The 23,982-nt window shown below is 51.9% G+C and carries 16 protein-coding genes; 11 read left to right on the top strand and 5 right to left on the bottom strand.

What is annotated here, in order from left to right:
- Positions 1-263: 263 nt before the first annotated feature.
- From JHJ32_RS06075 to JHJ32_RS06040, 8 genes are all read left to right on the top strand, one after another.
- Positions 264-1,298, top strand: a complete 1,035-nt coding sequence (locus JHJ32_RS06075; RefSeq protein ID WP_200120329.1) for a LacI family DNA-binding transcriptional regulator — start codon at positions 264-266, stop codon at positions 1,296-1,298.
- A gap of 27 nt (positions 1,299-1,325) precedes the next feature.
- The gene (locus tag JHJ32_RS06070; RefSeq protein WP_200120328.1) at positions 1,326-3,485 is read left to right on the top strand and encodes an alpha-glucuronidase family glycosyl hydrolase; all 2,160 of its coding nucleotides are present in this window, start codon (positions 1,326-1,328) and stop codon (positions 3,483-3,485) included.
- A gap of 53 nt (positions 3,486-3,538) precedes the next feature.
- Positions 3,539-6,301, top strand: a complete 2,763-nt coding sequence (gene galB, locus JHJ32_RS06065; protein WP_233632507.1) for a beta-galactosidase GalB — start codon at positions 3,539-3,541, stop codon at positions 6,299-6,301.
- A 5-nt stretch (positions 6,302-6,306) separates the two neighbouring features.
- Entirely contained in the window at positions 6,307-9,138 is a 2,832-nt protein-coding gene (locus JHJ32_RS06060; protein ID WP_200120326.1) for a glycosyl hydrolase 115 family protein, read from the top strand.
- Positions 9,139-9,296: 158 nt separating this feature from the next.
- Positions 9,297-9,842, top strand: a complete 546-nt coding sequence (locus JHJ32_RS06055) for an RNA polymerase sigma factor (protein ID WP_200120325.1) — start codon at positions 9,297-9,299, stop codon at positions 9,840-9,842.
- A 126-nt stretch (positions 9,843-9,968) separates the two neighbouring features.
- On the top strand, positions 9,969-10,922 hold the full coding sequence (locus JHJ32_RS06050) for a FecR family protein (RefSeq protein ID WP_200120324.1): 954 nt from the start codon (positions 9,969-9,971) through the stop codon (positions 10,920-10,922).
- A 136-nt stretch (positions 10,923-11,058) separates the two neighbouring features.
- Positions 11,059-13,701 (top strand): TonB-dependent receptor, encoded by a 2,643-nt coding sequence (locus JHJ32_RS06045; RefSeq protein WP_233632506.1) that lies wholly within the window; start codon positions 11,059-11,061, stop codon positions 13,699-13,701.
- 2 nt (positions 13,702-13,703) lie between these two features.
- Positions 13,704-14,903 carry a PepSY domain-containing protein gene (locus JHJ32_RS06040; RefSeq protein ID WP_200120323.1) on the top strand — a complete coding sequence of 400 codons (1,200 nt, stop codon included), beginning with the start codon at positions 13,704-13,706 and terminating at the stop codon, positions 14,901-14,903.
- 51 nt (positions 14,904-14,954) lie between these two features.
- Here the strand turns inward: JHJ32_RS06040 and JHJ32_RS06035 are convergent, their stop codons facing one another.
- Positions 14,955-15,971 (bottom strand): LacI family DNA-binding transcriptional regulator, encoded by a 1,017-nt coding sequence (locus tag JHJ32_RS06035; protein WP_200120322.1) that lies wholly within the window; start codon positions 15,969-15,971, stop codon positions 14,955-14,957.
- A 134-nt stretch (positions 15,972-16,105) separates the two neighbouring features.
- On the opposite strand from JHJ32_RS06035, the gene JHJ32_RS06030 reads away from it, so the two are divergent.
- From JHJ32_RS06030 to JHJ32_RS06020, 3 genes are all read left to right on the top strand, one after another.
- Positions 16,106-17,614: a xylulokinase gene (locus JHJ32_RS06030; RefSeq protein ID WP_200120321.1), complete on the top strand. Its 1,509-nt coding sequence runs from the start codon at positions 16,106-16,108 to the stop codon at positions 17,612-17,614.
- 24 nt (positions 17,615-17,638) lie between these two features.
- Positions 17,639-18,970: a xylose isomerase gene (gene xylA, locus JHJ32_RS06025; protein ID WP_200120320.1), complete on the top strand. Its 1,332-nt coding sequence runs from the start codon at positions 17,639-17,641 to the stop codon at positions 18,968-18,970.
- A 95-nt stretch (positions 18,971-19,065) separates the two neighbouring features.
- Complete coding sequence (locus JHJ32_RS06020; protein ID WP_200120319.1) at positions 19,066-19,638, top strand: hypothetical protein; 573 nt, start codon at positions 19,066-19,068, stop codon at positions 19,636-19,638.
- Here JHJ32_RS06020 and JHJ32_RS06015 read toward each other — a convergent pair.
- From JHJ32_RS06015 to JHJ32_RS06000, 4 genes are all read right to left on the bottom strand, one after another.
- The gene (locus JHJ32_RS06015; RefSeq protein ID WP_200120318.1) at positions 19,627-20,319 is read right to left on the bottom strand and encodes a hypothetical protein; all 693 of its coding nucleotides are present in this window, start codon (positions 20,317-20,319) and stop codon (positions 19,627-19,629) included. The genes JHJ32_RS06020 and JHJ32_RS06015 overlap by 12 nt on opposite strands.
- A 144-nt stretch (positions 20,320-20,463) precedes the next feature.
- Positions 20,464-21,486, bottom strand: a complete 1,023-nt coding sequence (gene ruvB / locus JHJ32_RS06010) for a Holliday junction branch migration DNA helicase RuvB (protein ID WP_079716517.1) — start codon at positions 21,484-21,486, stop codon at positions 20,464-20,466.
- A gap of 56 nt (positions 21,487-21,542) precedes the next feature.
- On the bottom strand, positions 21,543-22,271 hold the full coding sequence (locus JHJ32_RS06005; RefSeq protein ID WP_079716518.1) for a polyprenol monophosphomannose synthase: 729 nt from the start codon (positions 22,269-22,271) through the stop codon (positions 21,543-21,545).
- Positions 22,272-22,383: 112 nt separating this feature from the next.
- Positions 22,384-23,982: a peptide MFS transporter gene (locus JHJ32_RS06000; protein WP_200120317.1), complete on the bottom strand. Its 1,599-nt coding sequence runs from the start codon at positions 23,980-23,982 to the stop codon at positions 22,384-22,386.

The following is a 23,982-nucleotide window of genomic DNA, read 5'->3' as shown; positions in this document are numbered from 1 at the left end:
ATAAATTAGTTAAATTGCTTTTTAGAATTTGTTTTAGCCGTTTTCCCAAACGCAAAAATCAAACGTTGGCATGCGAATCTTTTAAAATGACCCCACCACTGAAAAGCTAATCATATGGATAAGGTTTATATGTCCTCCTGGACCCTTGGTTATTCTTTCTGGGAGTAAAGGTAGAAATAAAAATTAATTAATGCAACCGATTGCAAAAAAATATTTTTTTCTTATTTTAGCCGAACCATTTAATGAACCGTATTTACAAACAAATGAGTACGTCCAACGAGAGAAAAGAAGTAACCATTTACGACATTGCGGAGGCCCTGCATATATCGGCCGCCACAGTAAGCCGGGGACTCAAGAACCATCCGGCCGTAAAACAGGCTACGAAAGACAAGATTTTTGCCCAGGCCGAGCGCATGGGATATCGCTTCAATACATTTGCCCGCAACCTCCGGACAAAACGCACCTATACAATCGGTGTCATTGTACCACGATTGAATAGCATGTTTATGTCTGATGTCATCGCAGGTATGGAAAAAGTTTCGAATGAAGCAGGCTATGAATTAATCATCAGCCAATCACTGGAGACCATGGAAAAGGAAATGAAAAACGCAGTCACGATGTTCAACAATCGGGTAGACGGCCTTTTGGTATCCTTGGCCTACACAACGACCGGTATTGATCATTTCAAACGTTTCATGGACAAGAATATCCCGTTGATTTTCTTTGACCGCGTCTTTGAACATCCCAACTGTCCGAATATTGTTATCAATAATCATAAGGCCGCTTACGAACTCACGTCTTACCTTATCCACCAAGGCGCAAAGCGTATCATGCATATTGCAGGCAATCTCAACCGGAACGTCTACAGCCAGCGCTTCAAGGGATACAAGGATGCCTTATCTGATAATGGCATTCAATTTCAGGAAGATTGGCTCATGGTCAAAAACCTGAGCGCAGAAGATGGCATACATACCGCCAAACATATCTGCGCATTGACGGAACGGCCTGATGCCATCTTTGTAGCCAACGATACCTGTGCGGTGGCTTGTATGCAGGAATTGAAACGTAATGGTGTACACGTTCCGAAAGATATGCTCGTCGCCGGGTTCAACAACGATCCGATCGCGACAGTCGTTGAGCCCAACCTCACCACGGTCAATTATCGAGGGCACGAAATGGGAGAAATGGCAGCTAAAACACTCATCAATCTGCTAAATGGAAGCAGCGAACAACATACCGCGGCAACCATCGTGCTGCGCCATGAATTGATAATACGGGATTCTACCCAACGAGAATAATTAAATTAGTCATGAAATAAACCGATTATGAACATCACAATTCGCATTTTACTGTTTCTTGCCTATGTTTGCTGCCTCAATCTCCCCATTGCGGCCCAATCCGGTTATCGGCTGTGGCTGGATTTCAAACCACTGCCCACCGAAACGGCTGCCGACTACAAACGGCAGCTTAAGACCTTACTTTTCCCGGTGGCAAATCGAACAGATAGTATTGCCAGACAGGAGCTGCTCACCGCGGTGAACGGCTTGCTGGGGGAAGGGCTGAAATCGGTCGACACGCTCCAGGAATTCGGCACGTTGGTCATAGGCACACCCGCCACGCTCCCCTGGCTGGCCGGTGAAGCCATCGCGGGGCATCTCCAGCACATCGGCGACGAGGGATATGGTATCCATTATACAGCCATCAAAGGCAAGCCTACGACGGTCATCTTTGCCAATACAAGCAGCGGCATATTATACGGCGTCTACGCATTTCTTGGAGTTTTGCAACGCGGCGAGGACATTTCGCAGCTTGCCACCACTACCCAGCCCAAGATTGCTTTGCGCCTGCTCAATCATTGGGACAACCTCGACCGCACCGTGGAGCGCGGCTATGCAGGCTTCTCCCTGTGGGACTGGCATCGTCTGCCCGGGTACCGCGATCCGCGTTATACAGACTATGCACGGGCTAACGCCTCCATCGGCATCAACGGTACCGTGCTCAATAATGTGAATGCCAACGCGCTCATGCTCACGGCACCTTACCTCGAAAAAGCGGCCGCGCTAGCCGACATCTTTCGGCCCTATGGTATCAAGGTATACCTGTCGGCGCGTTTCAGCGCACCCATTGAACTGGGTGGCCTTGCTGACGCCGACCCGCTCAACCCCGAAGTGCAGCAATGGTGGAACGACAAAGTAGCCGAGATTTACCGCTATATTCCCGATTTTGGCGGCTTCCTCGTGAAGGCCAATTCTGAAGGGCAACCCGGCCCCCAAAACTATGGACGCAGCCATGCCGAGGGAGCCAATATGTTAGCCGACGCCCTGAATCCCCACGGCGGCGTGGTCATGTGGCGGGCATTTGTCTATGAAGATACGGAGCCCGAAGATCGTGCCAAGCAGGCTTACAACGAATTTAAACCACTCGATGGCCAATTTCGTGAAAACGTCATCGTCCAAGTCAAGAACGGCGCCATCGACTTCCAGCCGCGCGAGCCATTTCATCCGCTCTTCGGCGCCATGCCCGGCACGCCGCTGATGATGGAATTTCAAATTACGCAAGAATACCTCGGTTTTGCCACCAATCTGGCCTACTTGGGTACACTGTTCAGTGAAACGCTGCTGGCCGATACATATGCTCATGGCCCACATTCGACCGTCGCGCGCATAATTGATGGCTCATTAACCGGGCAAAAGCTCACAGCCATGGCGGGCGTAGCCAACACCGGCACAGCCGTCAACTGGACAGGGCACCCTTTTGCACAAGCCAACTGGTTTGCCTATGGAAAATTGGCCTGGGACCCCGATACCGATGCCAGTGCAATTGCCGACGATTGGCTACGCCGCACGTTCGGCAACGACGCTTCCCTTATCGGCGCCTTGCTGCCGATGATGATGCAATCGCGCGAAACCATCGTCAATTACATGACTCCCCTTGGCCTCCACCACCTGATGGGATGGAGCCACCACTATGGCCCCGGTCCCTGGATCAAGGACAAGCAACGGGCTGACTGGACATCGGTCTATTATCACCAAGCCAACAAGGATGGCATTGGCTTCAATCGTACAGCCTCAGGCAGTGACGCCCTGAGCCAATATGCGCCCGAAGTACAGGCCCAGTTTGAAGACCCGCAGACCTGCCCTGATGAATACCTCCTTTGGTTCCACCACCTCCCGTGGGATTTCCGGATGAAATCCGGCGAAACGCTCTGGGAAGCACTCTGCCATCACTACTACAGTGGTGTGGAGGAAGTAGCCGGCATGCGGGCGGTGTGGAAAGCACAAAAAGGAAAAGTAAACGACACCGTTTTCGAAGAAGTCAGCGATTTACTGGCCATCCAGCACGAGGAGGCCATGCTGTGGCGCGATGCCTGCGTGCTGTATTTCCAGCAGTTTTCGGGCATGCCCATCCCTGATGGATTGGAACGGCCGGAACATCCACTGGAATATTACGAGAATTTGCAGTTCCATTTTGTGCCGGGGATATAGTCTTCGGACAATCAACGGCGCCCTTTGTCAATTGTATGACCCTAAAAATAAAAATGATGCAGTTTCCCCCGATAACATACGGATTAAGAAGCCTAATTTATGCAGTTATCTTTGCAGGCTTGTTTTTGTTTGCCCCCTGCAAAAATTCCAACAGCCAAGAATTGCCGAGGCAGCGCATTGGTCTCAATGCAGATTGGCGGTTTATGCGGTACGATGCCAATCCTGACTCATTAGCGTACGATACTCGCCTAGAAATCACTGAACATAATGACAACGTTGTGGCAGACACCAAACCTACGGAAGCCATAGCCACAAATGCGTCGGACGATGTGCTTAAAAAATGGATTTTACCCACTGCAAATGATTTCATCAGCGACCCAGCGAAAAAGCATCAACGCCCGCCAGGTGATCCCGGAAGGGGCTTTCCTTTCGTGCAATATGATTTCAATGACCAGGCTTGGGAGTCGGTCGACCTACCCCATGACTGGGCCATCAGTGGTCCATTTTATACCGAAGCCAACCCCGTAATCGGCGGGGGAATGGGACGTCTGCCGGTGCATGGTGTTGCCTGGTACCGTAAAAAATTGGACATTCCCGTCACTGACAAGGGCAAATCCATGTATCTCGATGTAGATGGAGCCATGTCATATGCGATGGTTTGGCTTAATGGACATTTGGTAGGAGGATGGCCGTATGGTTATAATTCATTCCGTTTGGATCTCACACCATACCTCAATCCCGGCGGAGAAAATCAACTGGCAATACGGTTGGACAATCCTCCGCACTCCTCACGTTGGTATCCGGGGGGTGGCATTTACCGCAACGTATGGCTAACCAAAGTAAATCCAGTACACGTAGGCCAATGGGGCACGTTCATCACCACCGAAGCGGTATCGACCTCGTCGGCTACGCTGAACCTTTCCTTACAAATTGAAAATAAATCAATATCCGATCAGCAGGTCGAATCAGTTACGGAAGTATATGTGTTAAATAGCCTTTCGAACCGCGCAGAGAATAGTGTTGGCACGTTTCCACGTTCAACCATCACCGCACCAAAAGGAGAAAAGGTGATAATTGAGCAGTCGCTCTTCCTGAAAAATCCAAAGTTATGGGGGCCGCCTCCCACACAAAGGCCCAACCTTTATGTAGCCATTACACGATTATATAGCGGAGGTAAACTGATAGACGAATATGAAACGCGTTTTGGCATCCGATCGCTGGATTTCCATCCTATAAAGGGCCTCTTGGTAAATGGTAAGCCCGTACGTATACAGGGCGTCAATCAGCACCATGACTTAGGTGCGTTGGGGGCTGCGTTCAATATTCGGGCAGCGGAGCGACAATTAGAAATGCTTCAGGAGCTCGGCTGCAATGCCATCCGAATGGCACACAACCCACCCGCACCGGAATTGCTGGACCTTACGGATCGTATGGGATTCCTGGTAATCGATGAAATATTCGATAGCTGGGAACGAAAAAAAACGCCCTTGGATTTCCACCTGATCTTTCCTGATTGGCACGAACCCGATATACGGGCCTTTGTTCGCCGGGACCGCAACCACCCTTCCATTATCGCATGGAGCTTCGGCAATGAAGTGGGCGAACAATATACCGGGGAAGAAGGTGCCGCTATTGCAAAAAAATTGCACAACATTGTGAAAGAAGAGGATCCCTCACGGCCAACCACCGCATCGATGAATTTTGCCAAACCGGACATGCCCTTTGCAAAAGCCATGGATATCATCAGCCTCAACTATCAGGGCGAGGGCATACGGGATGCGCCAGCGTATGCTCACCTGTCGGGTATCAAGACCTCGCCACTCTATCCGGCGTTCCACCAACAGTTTCCCGACAAGCTGATTGTCAGCAGCGAGACGGCCTCCACCCTCAGCACACGTGGCACGTATATCTTTCCTGTTTTCGATGGCCTAAATGCGCCCGTGAGCGACAGCGTTGGTGGCGATCCGGTATCCCTTCAAGTCAGCGCTTATGAACTTTATACAGCCGCATTCGGCGCCTCACCCGATAAGGTGTTCTCCTCCCAAGACGAACATCCTTACGTGGCGGGCGAGTTTGTCTGGACCGGCTGGGATTACCTTGGCGAGCCTACCCCCTACTATTCCGCCCGAAGTTCGTACTCGGGGATCATTGATTTAGCAGGCTTCAAGAAAGACCGCTTCTATCTGTACCAAGCCCGCTGGCGGCCTGACCATAAAATGGCTCACATTTTGCCGCATTGGACATGGCCCGAGCGTGTAGGAAAGATTACTCCTGTGCACGTTTTTTCGGCGGCCGATGAAGCAGAACTGTTCCTGAACGACAAATCACTCGGCCGGAAAAAGAGAGGGCGTTATGAATACCGTTTCCGTTGGGATGATGTTGTTTATCATCCCGGCGAACTCCGTGTAGTAACCTATAAAAACGGACAACCATGGGCCGGCGACACCGTGAAAACAGCGGACGACGCCAAGGGGATGCGACTTATCGCGGATAAATCCCATATCATCCCTGACGGAAAAGATTTGGTTTTCCTGACCTTACAAGTTGTCGACAAGGACGGTCTTCCGGTACCGCGTGCCGACAACACTGTACAATTCGAGCTGTCAGGTTCGGGAATGATCGTTGCCACGGACAATGGCAATCCGGCCGACATGACCGCATTCCCTACAACCCAACGGAAGGCGTTCAACGGACTTGCCCTTGCTATCGTAAAGGCAAAACCGGGTGCTACCGGTCAAATCACCGTCACGGCCACATCAACGGGATTAACCACAGCAGAGACAACCATTACAATTCAGCAAACTGATAGAAAATAGAAGACATGTACCGTATCATCTTGCTTATCGGATACACTTGGATAGCCCTGGCAGCCCATGCCGCCAACCCGGGATTTCCCCTTGTAAGCAACCACGTGGCAGCCAACATCATGGTCGACAGCAGTGAGCACCGTAGTGTACTCCGGGCAGCAGGGGATCTGCAGCTGGACATCGAGCGCGTCAGTTCGGTACGACCTACACTCAATGGCAAACATACCTCCACCGCGATCATCATCGGCACTGTCGGAAAATCGCGTATCATTGATAAACTGATACACTCCGGCGCCATCAATGTAGCAGACATCGTGGACCAATGGGAAAGCACGCTCATCGAAGTGGTAGACAACCCCACTCCCGATATTGCCCAAGCACTGGTCATTGCCGGCAGTGACAACCGGGGTACCATCTTCGGAATCTATGACATCTCCTACCAAATAGGGGTATCGCCGTGGCATTTTTGGGCTGATGTACCCGTAAAAAAAAGCGATGAGCTGTTCTTCAACACCGAAAGGGCGATCCGCCACTCCCCCGCCGTCAAATACCGGGGCATTTTCATCAACGATGGGGCTCCCGCACTGGCGGGCTGGGCGGAGAAGTACCATGGCGGCTTCACCCACACTTTCTACGAAAAAGTTTTTGAGCTTATCCTGCGCCTCAGGGGCAACTTCCTGTGGCCCGCCATGTGGGGCCGGGCATTCAATGATGATGACCCGCTGAACCCCGTGCTGGCCAGCCAATATGGTATCGTACTGGGCACTTCCCACCATGAACCCATGGTGCGTGCGCACGATGAATGGCGGCGCTATGGCGCCGGACCGTGGGACTACCAAACCAATAAACATGCGCTCCAAGTATTCTGGAAAGAAGGGATACGGCGGATGGGCGCCCACGAAAACCTGGTTACTATCGGTATGCGGGGCGATGGAGATGAACCCATGACCGAAGGTACAGCCATCGAGCTGCTGGAAACCATCGTGGCCGACCAGCGCCAAATTATCGAAGAAGTAACGGAAAAAAAAGCAACGGCAGTACCTCAGGTATGGGCGCTGTATAAAGAAGTGCAGGACTACTATGACCATGGCATGCGGGTGCCGGATGACGTGACCCTACTACTCTGTGACGACAACTGGGGCAACATCCGCAAGCTACCCAAGCTGTCCGATCCGCCGCGATCCGGTGGCTATGGCATCTATTACCATTTTGACTATGTCGGCGGTCCTCGCAACTACAAATGGCTGAACACAAATCCCATCACCAAAGTATGGGAACAGATGAACCTCGCTTACCAATATGGCGCCACCCAACTGTGGATTGTGAATGTTGGCGACATCAAACCCATGGAGTTTCCCACGGAATTTTTCCTTGATATGGCCTGGTCGCCCCAACGCTGGGACGCAACACAATTACAGGAATACACCGTAGCATGGGCCCGCAAGCAATTCGGCGGTACCCATGCGCAGGATATCGCGGATTTCCTTGCGCAATACACCAAATTTAATGGTCGCCGCAAACCGGAGCTGCTCGATGCCGGTACTTACAGCCTCCACCATTACCGTGAATGGGAGCGTGTGGCGGCCGACTACAATATCTTGGCCAACCGCGCCCAAGCGGTCAACGACCAGCTGGCTCCGGAATACCGCGATGCTTATTATCAGTTAGTTCTTTTTCCCATCCTCGCCTGTGCCAACCTTTACGAGCTCTATTATACCGTGGCCAAGAATACGTTTTACGCCTCCCAGCGACGCGCGGCAACCAACACGGTGGCCGAACGGGCCGAGGTGCTGTTCGCGCGGGATTCGCTGCTTACCCACCAGTACAACAATGTGATGGCCGGCGGCAAATGGAGCCATATGATGGACCAGACGCACATCGGATACACCTATTGGCAGCAACCCGAAAAAAATGTGCTGCCGGAGGTGCAACGCCTCACGTTGCCTGCCGAAGCCCGAATGGGCGTCCATGCCGAAGGGCAAGAGCTCCACGAACGGCAGGAACAGGTTTTGCCCGAGCTGGACCCCTATTTCCGCGACAGTGCCTACATCGAAATTTTCAACCAAGGAGCAGACGCCTTCTTCTTCCAGGCGGCGTCTTCAGCCGATTGGGTACGGCTGTCTGAAACAAGTGGCACGATCAGCGATGAGCTCCGATTATGGGCGCATATCGACTGGGCAAACGCCCCTATGGGCAACCATGCCGCGACTATCCACATCAAAGGGGCAGGACAAGAAAAACGCGTGACCATCCGGATACACCATTACACACTCCCTACGGCCACACATGCCAATACCTTTATCGAAAACAGCGGTTACATTGCCATGGAGGCACATCATTACAGCCAAGCGGTCAACGCTAATGGTATCCATTGGCAGGTACTGCCGGACTACGGGCGCACGGAGTCAGCCGTCACGGCGATGCCCGTCACAGCGGCTTCCTTGCCTTTGTCCGAAGGAAGTCCGCATCTTGTCTATCGCTTCCGTAACCACAACACCGGCGATGCCAAAGTGACGCTGCACGTGTCGCCTACCCTCAACTTCAGTGGTGAAAACCACCTGAGGCTGGCGGTGTCCATAGATGGGCAGGCGCCGCTGGTGATCAACATCAACGAAGATGAATCTGAAAATGCATGGAGCGAAGGAGTCGCCAACAACATCAAACGCATCGTCTCTCACCATGCTTTGGCCAATAGCGGCGAACATGCGCTAAAGGTATGGTTCATCGACCCGGGTGTGGTATTGCAACGGGTGGTCATCGACCTCGGGGGCGAACAGCCGAGCTATCTGGGGCCACCCGAAAGCTGGACCGATCGCTTACGCAGCCGGAGCAACGCCTCCAAGTAATAGTAGTCGCCATAATTAATGGATGCATGTCATCCTTGACGAGCAGCAACCAACTTTATCACGCGTCTATCACCGCAATTAAGGGCTTACGGCCCGCCATGTAGAATATTGTAAAAATAATTTCGAATCATTCTAAATAAATTTAACTTTGCGGGACAATGTCACGTCCCGAAGATCATACTACGCCACATGCAACCCCTAAAGGCATCGGTGCTGAGGAGTTTGAGCAGTTGTACCGTGCACATTGGAAAGCGGTCTTTGCAGTCTGTTACCGTTATGTTCGCGATGTGGATTCGGCAGCAGACCTTGCCCAGCACGTATTTGAGCTGGCGTGGCGAAAACGGAGCATGCTTGTTGCCGGATCCGATATCGGCAAATACCTTTGCCGAGCTGCCAAGTTGGAAGCACAATCCCACTGCCGTCATGCCTCCCATAGAAAGCAGTTGCTGGAAATGCACTCGTGTACGCTTTCAGGCGCGACAAACAACACGGAGGACGATGTCTTCTTCCGCGAGTTGACGCGTACCGTTGCAAGCTTGGCCTCCACCCTCCCGGCGAAGAGCCGGGAAGTATACCTCCTTCATGAAGATGGGCTGGACAAACGGGGCATCGCGGCTTCGATGGCCATATCTGAAAAGAATGTGGAGTACCACCTCTACAAAGCCCTGGGCTACCTTCGCGAGCGATTGCGACGAATCCACTGATTCATTATACAACCATCCTGCAAATCAAAAAAACCAAAAAGATCTCCGATCCGGTTGAGGAAAATACCCGACTTAGGACGTGATGTTAATGACGGACGCTTAAAAAGACAGTTCGCGAACTATTACATGAAGATCACGCAGGAGCTATTAGATAAGTATTACCTCGGCCAGTGTAGCCCCCAGGAGAAAGAAGCCATAGAACAGTGGTTGTCCGAAGACGAGGAAACGGCAACGGCTTTGCCTCCGCATGGAGCGATGCAACATCTCGAAAATCGCGGCTGGGCTTCCTTCGAAACGCGGCATCCGGAGGTCCGAGGTCAGGCACAAAGACCTACCTGGTCTATACGGCGGACGGTCGCCATAGCTGCCACCCTGCTGCTAGCCGGCATACTTTTTCTTTATCTCCAGCCTCGCCTGCGCCAGAAAGCCGACACACTCAAGTACTACGCTTATTCCGTCCCGGGGGGAAAGAAAGCCACCGTTACGCTATCGGACGGTACCCGCATACACCTCAACAGTGGAAGCACGGTCCGTTATCCCGAACGTTTTGGTGACAGCGTCCGTTTGATAACATTTTCAGGCGAAGCGTTTTTTGAAGTGGCGCGGGATGCCGCCAAGCCGTTCGTCATCGAAACCGGGCGCAGCATTACGCGGGTACTGGGCACGGCATTCAACCTCAGGGAGTATGATAATGACAGCGTAACCACCGTTGTGGTAACGGAAGGCCGGGTGAATTTTTCCTCAAAGCACGAGCGCCACCTACAGCTTACGCTCACGGCAAATCAGTTGGGCAGGCTTGATAGGACAAGCACACTCCAGCAGCAACCGGTATCAACAGATACCCATACAGCCTGGAAAGATAATCGATTGATATTCGACGACCAATCACTGGACGAAATTGCCCACACACTGGAGCGTTGGTATGGGGTGCAGATATCCGTCGCATCGCCCGCGCTGGGCAGACAGCGCTACACGGGCGAATTTGACAACTCTTCGCTTCAAAACATATTAAAAAGTCTGGCATTCGCCATCCGATTCCAGTATCAAATCAATGGTTCCGACGTGACCATTACACCTTAACAAATTGAAAATGATAGACGACCAATCCCCGCCCTGACCGATCGATATTAAGGAAGCCCAGCACCCCATCGCCAAACGTTGTGCTGGGCAAGTATCATCAATAACGTGAATTATTAATTATACCACCAACAAAAATATGCAAACGGTAGCAAGTTACCAGAAAAACATCTTTAAATATTGGGCGGATAAACTCGGGTTGAACTACGCCCTCGCCATAACCACCGCCATCTTCTTCGGTATGTCTCTAACCCACAGCGCGCGGGCTCAGGAAAACATCCTTTCCAGGCCGGTGACATTACAGCTCTCCAACGTAGCTTTAGCCGAAGCCCTCTCGGCCGTGGGTAAGGAAGCCGGTGCTTTTATTGCTTATTCCACCACCCAGCTCGATACCCAGCGTAAAGTCTCTGTCATGGCCAATGGTACCCCGCTCGGCGAGATCCTCGGCGAGCTGCTGGGCAAGGATTTCAGTAAACTGTTAGTGGAAGGCAACCGGATTACGATACAAGCCTCATCGGGTAAAGGCAAGGTCACCGGCCTGGTACAGACGGCCGATGGCAAACCCGCCTCGTACGCGACGGTAGGTATCCAAGGGTACCCTAATACGCGAACAGACGAGCAGGGGCGCTTCACCTTGCAAGGCATTGAACCAGGCCGTCAAAAAATCAACGCGAGCGCCGTTGGCTACAGTTCCACCGTGCAGGACATCGTCGTGGATGCCAACCAAACCGCCGACATTACGTTTACACTCCAGCAGACAGGCCAACTCTCGGAGGTCGTCGTCACAGCCAGCCGGGTACAGGAAAGCATCGATGAAGTGCCCTCGTCTGTAACCATCCTCAATGCCGCACAAATTGAGCAGCAAGCCAACATCAATAACTCCATCAGCGAAATCCTGGGCTTTACGGTCCCCGGCTTGGGCCCTTCGACCAACAAAGCAACCAACTCGGGCCAGACACTCCGCGGCCGCAGTGTGCTGGTGTTGATTGACGGCATCCCGCAGTCGACACCTTTGATGAACGGCGCACGCGATATACGCTCCATCGATCCGGCCGTTATCGAGCGGGTAGAAATCATCAAAGGCGCTACATCCATCTATGGAAATGGCTCTGGTGGTGGCATCATCAATTACATCACCAAAAAGCCCGACGGCAACAAGAAAATCAGCGGCCAGACCACCGTGGGTACCAACGGGCATCCCGGCCACCTTGCCAACACGGTCGGCTACCGCCTCTCGCAGGTACTGCATGGTACCATCAACCAGTTTTCGTATGTAGCGGGGGGCACTTACAATTACAACGGCGTATTCAAGGATGCCGAAGGCAACGTACTGGCGCAAGACGATGGCCTGAGCCAAACGTATTCCTACAATATCTTTGCAAAGGCAGCCTACCAGTTCAATCCATCGAGCAACCTGACGCTCTCATACAATATGTTTAGGAGCCTGCAGGAGAGCGACTACATCAATCAAAACGGTGTCTATGGCCAGCAACCTTCTATCGGGATCCCGGGCGAAAATCCGGGCGCTCCGGCGGGTACCCCACAGAATCACAACGCATTCATTACTTACCGAAACGATGCATTGCCGTTGAATACGTTTTTGGAGCTTACGGGGTATTTCCAGCGTTTTCTTTCCACCAACCGTTATGTGGAGCGCGCCAACGGCTGGTACGGGCCCGGCCAGACCCAAATCAGCTCCAAGAAAAGCGGCCTGCGGCTAAACCTCAATACCCCTTGGGGAAGCAGTCTTATTAAAGGCAACGTCGTCTATGGATTGGATTTGCTTGGTGATGTCACCAGCCAACCACTGTTGGATGGCCGTATCTATATTCCAGACATGGACATGACCAACTTTGCTCCGTACGCTCAATTGAAGGTAGACATTGCAGAATACCTTATTTTTAAAGGCGGTGCTCGCTATGAAAACGCCAAGGTGAAGATAGCAGACTTCTATACATTGGCCACGGGACCCAACGGCGAAGGCAGCATTCCTGTGACCGGAGCAACGCTTTCGTACAATGCAACCATGTTTAATGCCGGCCTCCGCTATACCAGATTCGATGCATTCAACCCCTTCATCAGTTTCTCACAAGGTTTTGGGCTCAACGAGCTGGGCCGTATCGTCCGCAGTTCGCAGGAAAGCACCCTCACACAACTGCAGACCGACCCTATCATCACCAACAACTACGAAGCCGGGGTAAGTAGCCGATTCGGTCTTGTCCACCTTACCGCGGCCTATTACATCAGCACTTCCAAGCTGGGGGCCAACCTGGTTGACCGCGGAGACGGCTATATGATGCCCCAGCGTGCACCCGAACGTGTGTATGGTTATGAATTGACGGCCGATGCATATTTACTGCCAAATCTAACCATAGGCGCTACCTACGCTTACGTCGAAGGGAAAGCCGAATTGGAAGACGGCACAAAGCAGTACCTCACCGGATCGCGTATTGCCCCGCCCAAGGCAACAGCCTATGTATATTATGCACCCGTCGACCGACTGAACCTACAGCTATTTTGGGTACACACCGGCAACCGCGACCGGTTTGAACCGTTGGATAATGGCACTTACCGCTCGGCGGAAGGCCCGACAAAAGCTGTCAACCTGTTCAATCTGAATGCATCTTATCGATTCAACCGGGCGCTGCGGGCAAGCTTGGGCGTGGAAAACTTGTTCAATAACGCTTACTTCCCATTTTACAGCCAGTACAACGCGCGCGATGAGCAATATTACATGGGCAATGGTGCCAAGGCCAGCTTGAATATCAGCTATTCTTTTTAATTATGCTCAGTAGATTGAACGGGTGGTTGCATCTATGGCTCGGCTTGATTACCGGCCTGGTTGTCTTTATCGTCAGCATTACTGGCTGCGTCTATGTCTTTGTCGACGAGCTCAAAGCAACCTTTTACAAGGAGCGGTTGTTCGTGGAACCGACGGGACAGCCTGTAAAACCCCTATCCGAGATGTTGGCCAACGCCAAGCAGTCCCTGGGCCCTGCATACCGGATTAGCCGGCTTGATATCCATCCGGCATCAAACCGTTCGTGGGTTTTCCGCGCACTGGAGACTAACCCCGATGGCATCGGCCATCGGGGTTATTACCGCTATTACTACCGGATATATGTCAACCCCTACAGCGGAGAGGTCATCCATGTAGAAGATGCAACTACCGAGTTCTTTCAGCTGATACTGGATGCCCATATGCGCCTGCTGCTCGGGCAAAAGATTGGCCACCCGATTGTGAGTTATTCCGTACTGATTTTTGGCTATATGCTCATTAGCGGGCTCATCTTGTGGTGGCCGAAAAAGTGGACCAAAAAAGTACTTCTGCAAGGACTCAACGTCAAATGGAAAGCGTCATTCAAGCGGGTAAACTATGATATGCACAATGTCCTCGGGTTTTACGTGCTTATCCCGGCGTTGGCACTGGCGATTACGGGACTGGTGTTTTCCTTCACCTGGGTAGACCAGTCCCTGTATTTTCTATTCAGCGGCGGTCAGACCAAGGTGGCACGTAACATCCCCAAATCTGCCCACCAGCTTACGCCATCTCCGGTACCACTCGATTGCGCGCTGGTCGATGTCCTGCAAAAGCACACATCGGCCGATATGATTTCCATCCGGTTCAATGAAAATCCGGAAGCACCTTACGATTTCCAGATCCGGAAGGTAAAAAGCCGAACATATCATTTCGAATGGTCATACTATGATCGCAATTCGGCACAATTGCTGTACAGTTATGGCACCGACGACCTCAACACTGCCGAAAAAGTACGCGCGATGAATTTTGACCTGCACGTAGGTTCGTTCATGGGCATGCCCGGCAAAATCCTGGCTTTCCTGGCTTCGCTAATCTGTGCCTCCCTACCGATAACCGGTTTCTTCATCTGGTACAACCGCAAGTGGGGGAAAAGAAGAAGACGAGCGCATCGCCATCATCACAGCGACCCCGAGGGAAGTGGCACCCGTAAGCAACCAGCATAAATCCGTGCCAAAAAAGATTTTACGAATGATAAATAGCTACCTGATGCGTGCTCAGCGGGACGAGCTTTCACGGACAAGCAAGTGCGGCTTCAGGACGATTTTTTCTGGTTTATGCTTGTAATAGTCGCCTTTTTTAAGCAGTTTAAGGAATAAGCGCGCCACCTCCTCTCCCATTTCCACCGTGCACTGATCGACAGTGGATATCGTAGGGCTCACCAGGTTAGTAAATGCTTCGTTGGCGAAGCCGACGACACCGACATCCGTGGGAATACGTTTGCCAGCAGCCTTTAATTCCTGCACCACCCCCATTGCTGTGAAGTCTTCTAACGTAAATATCGCATCGAAATCAATGTGCGCAGCCATCAATTCACGCACGCATTGGCGCCCAAATTCCAGGGAAAAGTCTCCTTTGATGATCAAATTTTCGTCGATAGGGAGTCCATATTGTTTCAAAGCGTCCAAGTAGCCACGCAAACGTTCGTTGAAAATATTGATATCGCGGTATTGGTTGATATGCACAATCCGGCGGTAGCCCGCCTTAATCAGATGCTCGGTAGCCATAAACCCACCTTGGTAATCATCGATAGTGACCGAAGGCACATCAAGCCCCTGCGGTACGCGATCAAAAAAAGCCAACGGTATATTCCGGTCCCTGACCTCACTATAACTGCCATTGCCTTCCGTCTCCAAGGAAATCGAAGCGATGATGCCATCCACGCGCGAGCGAAGGAACGTTTCGATACCGCGGGCTTCCTGTTTGATGGACTCCTGCGATTGAAAAAGCAATATGGTATAGCCATTTTCGTTCATCACCCCCTCGATGCCATGCAATACCGAACTGAAGAAACTCACATCCAAGCGGGGTACGAGCACCCCGATGATTTTTGTTTTGCCGGAGCGCAATGAAGAAGCCACACGATTGGGGCGGTATCCCAACCGATCGGCCGTCTCACGTACCGCCTGTTTCGTGGCGGCGCTGATGGCCGGGTGGTCATTGAGCGCACGTGCTACCGTGGAAAACGTAATGTTAAGTTCTTTCGCGATATCTAAAATCGTAATTCTTTTCAAGCTGAACCGGGTTAAATGGCTAATAAATCGTTTTGCAACTAAACAAAAGTAGTGATAGATTTTGGAATTCTAAAGGAATACCCTATCTTTATGCCAACGTTAGCATTATCCATGAAACCTAGTATAAATTTGCCATGTTACTATTAGGCATTGATATTGGCACCTCATCCATTAAAGTATCAGTGGTGGATGCCGAAACCCAGACAAGCATTGCGTCTACCCGTTATCCAGACGACCATGAAAACCACATCCTTTCGGTCATCCCCGGGTGGGCGGAGCAATCTCCCGATATGTGGTGGGAACAGGTATCGCTGGCCATCAAAAAACTTACCACCAATGCGTCATTCAATGCGCATGACATTGGTGCTATTGGCATTGCCTACCAAATGCACGGTCTGGTCATTGTAGACAAAAACGGCGATGCGCTACGCAACTCCATTATCTGGTGCGACAGCCGAGCCGTAGCTATCGGCGACAAAGCGTTCGCCAAGATCGGCCACCAGCACGCCCTTGAGCACCTGCTCAATTCGCCGGGCAACTTCACGGCGTCAAAATGGGCGTGGGTGAAGGCAAACGAGCCGGACACCTATGCCCGGGCCCACCAGATCATGCTACCCGGCGACTACATTGCCCTCAAATTGACGGGCGAAGCCACCACCAGCATCTCGGCCCTATCTGAGGGCGTCTTTTGGGACTTCCAACTCAATCGGATATCCGAAGACATTGTTCGGTACTTCGGGTTTGACGAATCGATCTTCCCAATCATCAAACCCCTGTTTGGCGAGCATGGCACCCTGCGCAGCGAAGTGGCTGCGCAATTGGGCCTCAGGCCGGGTATCCCCGTATCCTATAAGGCCGGCGACCAGCCAAACAATGCATTATCCCTCAATGTACTGCAACCGGGGGAAGTCGCGGCGACGGCGGGCACCTCGGGGGTTATCTACGCGGTCAGCGACCAGTTAGTTTACGACCATGCTTCGCGTGTGAATACCTTTGCCCATGTCAACTATACGCCGGAAACGCCGCGGACAGGCGTATTGCTCTGCATAAACGGTACCGGCATACTCAACCGCTGGGTAAAAGAGCATTTCGGGCACGGACTCGACTACCAGCAGATGAATGCACTCGGCAAAGCAGTAAACCCCGGCAGCAATGGCTTGAAGATCCTGCCGTTTGGCAACGGTGCCGAACGGATACTGCATAACAAAATACTTGGCGCGCGGTTTATTGACCTCGATTTCAATGCCCACGGGCGGTCGCAGGTCTTCCGTGCCGCACAGGAAGGCATTGCCTATGCCTTTCGCTATGGATTGGACATCATCCGCGAAAACGGCATGAATCCGGCCATCATCCGGGCGGGACAGACCAATATGTTTCTCAGCGAACTATTTGCCGAGATATTCGTGGATGTGACCCGTGTACCGGTAGAGTTATACGAAAACGACGGCAGCGTGGGCGCAGCCCTGGGTGCAGGCATTGGCTCGGGCATCTTCGCTTCGGCGGAAGAAGCATTCAGCAAGCTGAAGGCCATCAAAACTGTAGAGCCGCAAGCGTCGCCCCACTACGAAGAATTTTACCAGGAGTGGAAGCAGTTGCTGGATGACCAGCTGGCCAAGGAATTAGGAGAACCAACTCATCATTAACGATTAACTATTAATAATAAAAACATGTCAAACGTACTTATCGGCGAAAAAGAATATTTCAAAGGTATTGGCAAGATCCAATATGAAGGCCCCGCATCAGACAACCCATTGGCATACCGGTGGTATGACGCGGGCAAAGTTATTGCCGGCAAAACCATGGAAGAACACCTTCGGTTTGCCGTAGCCTATTGGCACTCATTCAATGGCAATGGCAGCGACCCCTTCGGCGGACCTACACTATTTTTTCCCTGGGATGAAAACAGCGATGTCATCCAACGCGCAAAAGACAAAATGGATGCTGCTTTTGAGTTTATCACCAAAATCGGCATGCCCTATTATTGCTTCCACGATGTCGATATGGTCGACTACGGCGATAATGTGGCTGAGAACGAGGAGCGGCTCCAGACGCTGGTCAGCTATGCGAAGGAAAAGCAGGCAGCCAGCGGCGTAAAGCTACTATGGGGTACCGCCAACCTGTTTTCGCACAGGCGGTATATGAACGGGGCTGCGACCAACCCGGATTTCGCCGTGGTTGCACATGCCGGTGCCCAAATTAAAGCGGCATTAGATGCAACCATCGCCTTAAATGGTGAAAACTATGTATTCTGGGGCGGCCGCGAGGGTTACATGACGCTGCTCAACACGGATATGAAACGCGAGCAGGAACACCTCGCCCGCGTGCTTCACCTTGCAAAGGATTATGCCCGCAGCCAAGGGTTCAAAGGCACATTTTTCATTGAACCCAAACCATGCGAGCCCACCAAGCACCAATACGATTATGATGCCGCTACGGTTATCAGCTTCCTACGGCAATATGATCTGCTCGGCGATTTCAAGCTGAACCTCGAGGTCAACCATGCCACATTGGCCGGACACACCTTCCAGCATGAATTGCAGGTAGCCGCTGACGCGGGGCTGCTCGGCTCAATCGATGCCAACCGCGGCGATTACCAAAACGGTTGGGATACCGACCAATTCCCAAACAACATCAACGAGCTTACCGAATGCATGCTTATCATCCTTGAGGCAGGAGGCTTTGCCGGCGGGGGCATTAACTTCGACGCGAAGGTACGCCGCAACTCCACGGATCGGGCAGACTTATTCCATGCACACATCGGTGGTGCAGATACGTTTGCGCGTGCGCTCATTGTGGCAGACAACATTTTACAGCAATCCGACTACCGGAAACTTCGCGCCGAACGCTACGCTTCCTTCGACACCGGAAAAGGCAAGGATTTCGAGGAAGGCAAACTGACTCTCACCGACCTCCGCAATCTTGCGGCGGCATCCGGCGAGCCCGAAACCATCAGCGGCAGGCAGGAGTTTTACGAAAACCTGATAAACCGGTTTATTTAGCCAACAGTGGTCGGTGGTCCGTGTTGCTGATCACCGACCACCGATTACCTAATCCCGGTACGCACGGGATCACCAATTGATGAACACAACATAGCATGCCGCATCCGCACCATCTCTTCGACAGCTTAGCTGCGATGAAGGTGAACATCAAAGTACCCAATCTGGTCGCCTTGGCGCAAGACAAAACCCTCTCGGTGGAAACCCTGCACGATATATGTTATGATCGGAAGCATGGAACCATTGCCTTCCGGGCGGCTTGGGTACTGGAATATATAGCGACCCATCATCCCGAGCGGTTTATGCCCGTATTCGGCACATTCATGTCCCGTTTGCCCGAACAGCAAAACCACAGTTGCCAGCGTCATTTCACCAAAATATTAATGCATGTCACCCGCCCGGACGCTCCCGCACTTTATCAGGAAGCCCGCGGCACAATAAACGGAGAGCAAGTAGTAGACACCATCTTCAGCTGGCTCATAGCCCCCCGCACGCCGGTAGCTGTGCAGGTTAATTGCATGGACATACTCTTCAACATGCGCAACGAGTTTGAGTGGATCGCGGAAGAACTGGCACAGCAAACCGCCTTTCTCATGAAGGACGGCTCAGCAGCCTTACAAAGCCGGGGCAAAAAAATATTAGCCAAGCTGAGCAGGCCATCAAAGCTTTAATTTTATGCCCACCGTCAACAGGCCGTAGCTGTCCCGCTCGTTGGGGAAACCATCCATACCTTGGTCCGCCGCTATGTTCAGCTGGCCATTTACGTTGATGTACCACATGAAGGTGTCCATTAAATAAGGAGCCATTCTGCTTAACGGGAAATCCAGGCCAATGTCTGCATGGTAAACGTATCCAAAACGCGAGCCGTTCGTATACGTTTCCACCGCTGTGCTCCGGGTGAAATTATACATGCCGCCAAATCCCGCCCCGATATATGCGGTATTGATTGCCTTTTGGAGGTATGACTTCCGGTACATGATCCTCCGGTCGTGATCATTCTGGATAAACATGAGCGGGTGGAAACGGACACTTGCCAATCCGGTGAAAAACAACAACGTCACCGGATAGGGGCTGATGCCATCGCCTTGGTCCCCACTTCGCAGCATCCCTTCCTGCGCTTCGATGCTGACACTTATCCCGTGGTGCAGAAAATAGTCGCCCCTGACAAAAATGCCTCCGCCCAGCAACCTACTTTGCAGATCGCCCGAAATCATCGCGGGCCCTCCCCCGGCAGACAGCGCATATCTGAAATAAGGCACGGGCGACTCATCCCCAAACTGAGCTTGGGCAGACCCCGTTCCGATGATAAAACAACATGTAAATAAGAAAAGTGTGATTCCAGGTAGTTTCATATATCATAGTAAAGGTAAAGGAATTTTTCGTTTTAAGCCACTAAAGATAGGCCTACTTTTCATCATGTTCAAATTTTCATCCCAATAATTTGTTTTTTAGCGGCAGTGATACTTGCCTTGGCAGGGCAATGCATATAAGTCTCATCAGAAAAGCGTATTCCCTTTTGTGTGATGTATTCTCCCCAGGTGTCTATAGGCTATTTCTGTACATTCGCGCCCCCTGGAAGTACGCATCAAGTACCCTTCCTGGATAAGAAAAGGCTCGTAGACCTCTTCAATGGTTCCCTCATCTTCGCCCACCGCAGTTGCTATGGTTTTAAGGCCCACCGGCCCACCCTTGAATTTATCAATGATGGTGATTAGGATACGGTTATCCATCTCATCCAGGCCATGCTCATCCACATTGAGCGCATTGAGCGCATATTGCGCAATAGGCGTATCGATTCTGCCATCCCCCTTTATCTGGGCGAAGTCACGCGTACGCCTCAGCAGCGCATTGGCTATCCGTGGCGTACCTCGGCTCCTGCGGGCGATTTCATAGGCACCTTCTTCGGTAATGGGTGTACGGAGGATGCTGGCCGAACGGAGCACAATGGTCGTCAGCAACTTGGCATCGTAGTATTCCAATCGGGCATTGATGCCGAATCTTGCCCTGAGCGGAGCCGTGAGCAACCCCGAACGCGTAGTAGCGCCTACCAAGGTAAACGGGTTTAGGGTAATCTGTACAGAACGTGCATTCGGGCCGCTTTCGAGCATGATATCTATCCGGAAATCCTCCATGGCCGAATAGAGGTATTCCTCCACCAACGGGCTTAACCGGTGTATTTCGTCAATGAAAAGGATATCCCCTTCTTCAAGGTTGGTCAGCAGGCCGGCAAGATCGCCCGGCTTATCCAGTACCGGACCTGATGTAATTTTGATGCCCACGCCCATTTCGTTGGCGATGATATGCGAAAGGGTGGTTTTCCCCAGCCCCGGCGGGCCATGGAGCAACACATGGTCAAGCGCCTCACCCCGCAGTTTAGCCGCCTGTACAAACACCTTAAGGTTTTCCAATATTTTCTGCTGGCCAGTAAAATCTTCAAAGGCCTGCGGGCGCAACACCTTTTCCAGTTCGCGCTCCGAATTTGACAACCTATCAGGATTTGGATCCAAATGCTCGTTCATCTTTTTTATGTGCTGTATAGCTGTAGGCTGCATGCCTTAAGCTCCCCGCCTGTCGCCTATCGCTTATACGTCCTAAACCAACTCTGCATCTTCATCTGGATGACACCAAAAAAAGCCTCGCGGAAGATGCGCGTGCTCATCTTGGAAACACCTTCCGTGCGGTCGGTAAAAATAATCGGTATCTCCACGACCTTAAACCCATACTTTATAGCCGTGAACTTCATTTCTATCTGGAAGGCATAGCCTACAAACTTAATCCGGTCGAGCGAGATAGTCTCCAGCACCTCCCGTTTATAGCACACAAAACCGGCTGTCGCATCGCGCACGGATATACCCGTAATCAGCCGTACGTAGCCCGAGGCAAAATAAGACATCAACACCCTGCTCATCGGCCAATTGACCACGTTGACGCCCTTAATATACCGCGATCCGATGGCCATATCGGCGCCCGATACGCACGCCTGCCGAAGCCGGGGCAGATCCTCGGGATTGTGCGAAAAGTCGGCATCCATTTCAAAGATGTACGAATACGCCCTTGCAATACACCAGCGGAAGCCATGAATATAAGCCGTACCCAAGCCAGACTTTCCATCCCGCTCCTCCAAAAACAGCCGTTCGGGAAACTCCGCTTGTAAATGCTTGACAATCGCCCCCGTCCCATCAGGCGAGCCATCATCCACGACCAAGATATGAAAAGCCACCTCAAGCGAAAACACTTTGCGAATGAGCCTTTCAATGTTCTCTTTTTCGTTATATGTAGGAATAATGACTACGCTATCTGACACTATCGACTGAAATTTGGCGATAAAGGTAACGATTATCGGCAAAAGGTTGAACACAAAAATACCGTTACCTTGCCGGGCAAGGTAACGGTAAACTTAAGCGGCGATACCGGGGCTAATGGATGCCGTGCATCATCCGTTTCAGCAACGGCGAGAATAGCACCAGTATCAACCCGGCCACCCCCGGAATCACCGCAAAAATGAGGAAAAATGTCGACAGCGAATATGCCTCGCTGATACGGTCGATCAAACTTCCAGACATACCGGCCAGCCAATTGGCGACAGCGGTGCAACCAAACCACAGGCCGAAAATGAATCCGGCAAAACTCTTAGGAGACAGCTTGCTCATATACGACAGCCCGACGGGCGAGATGCACAATTCGCCCGAAGTATGGAAAAAGTAGGCCAGCACCAGCCACACCATGCTCACCTGGGCCGTGGCTGCACCCTGCGGGATATCCCGGCTTCCATAAGCGAGGGCCGCAAAGCCGATTCCGAGGAGCACCAATCCAATGGCAAACTTTACCGGCCCGTTCGGGTTGAATACCCGCTCCCACATCCTGCTGAAAGGCGTAGCCAATGTGATGATAAAAAACGAATTGAGGATTTGGAACCAGGAGGCCGCCACTTCCGTTTCCACCGCATTGAATTCCCGCTGCACTTTCCAGATACCCAGGCACCAGATAACGGCAAAGCTCAATGCCGTAAAAAAAATCGATATCGGATACTCCGCAAAAATCTTCTTTGCCAACGAAAACAGTACCAACGTCACGATAAGCAGCGGAAAAATCGTCAGGATAGCATCTACCCATTTGAACGTCAATGCCGCATTGCCGCCCAGCACACGCTGGGTATAATCTTTCGCAAAGATGCTCATCGAGCCCCCCGCCTGCTCAAACGCCATCCAAAAAAAGATACTCGACAAGCACAGGACAACGATGACGATCAGCCTGTCGCGCACCACACGCTTCGACACCTTTTCGGCCGGTTGCTCACCGGCGACCCCTGTTTCAGCTATCTGATCCGCCTCGGGGGTATCTTTCTGGCGGTTGCCCAGCAAACCAAAAATCCGCTGCGCGTAATAAAACTGCAACATGCCAAAAAACATGAAAATCCCTGCCAAACCAAACCCATAATGCCAACCGATTTTTTCGCCGATGTAGCCGCAGAGCAGCATGCCGAGGAAAGCCCCCGCATTGATGCCCATGTAAAAAATGGTGTAGGCCGAATCTTTCTTTGCACTGTTATCCGGATACAGCTGGCCTACGATAGACGAAATATTCGGCTTGAACAGGCCGTTGCCCAGAATAATCAGCAACAATCCCAAGTAGAAGAAGCTCGAACCAGTGCCTTCCAAAGCCATGGAGGCGTGGCCCAGTGTCATCAACACCGCCCCGATGATGACAGCCTTGCGGTATCCCGTCAGCCGATCCGCGATAAACCCGCCAATCAACGGGGTCAAATAGACCAAGCCGGTATACCACGCATACAGTTCCATGGCACTTTCCCTTGACCACGCCCAGCCCCCGTTGGCCAGCTCAGATATCAAGAAAAGCGTCAATAGCGCACGCATCCCATAGTAGCTAAACCGTTCCCACATTTCGGTGAAGAATAGCACAAACAGGCCTACCGGATGCCCAAACACCATCTTCGTATTGACACCGTTCTTAATGAGGTGGTTATTTAGTTGTTCATCTTGCTGTAATTGTTGCAT

Source organism: Parapedobacter sp. ISTM3, assembly GCF_016533505.1.
Taxonomy (GTDB): Bacteria; Bacteroidota; Bacteroidia; order Sphingobacteriales; family Sphingobacteriaceae; genus Parapedobacter; species Parapedobacter luteus.
The sequence above is the reverse complement of the archived record's forward strand: the minus strand, read 5'-3'. Positions and strand labels throughout refer to the sequence as shown.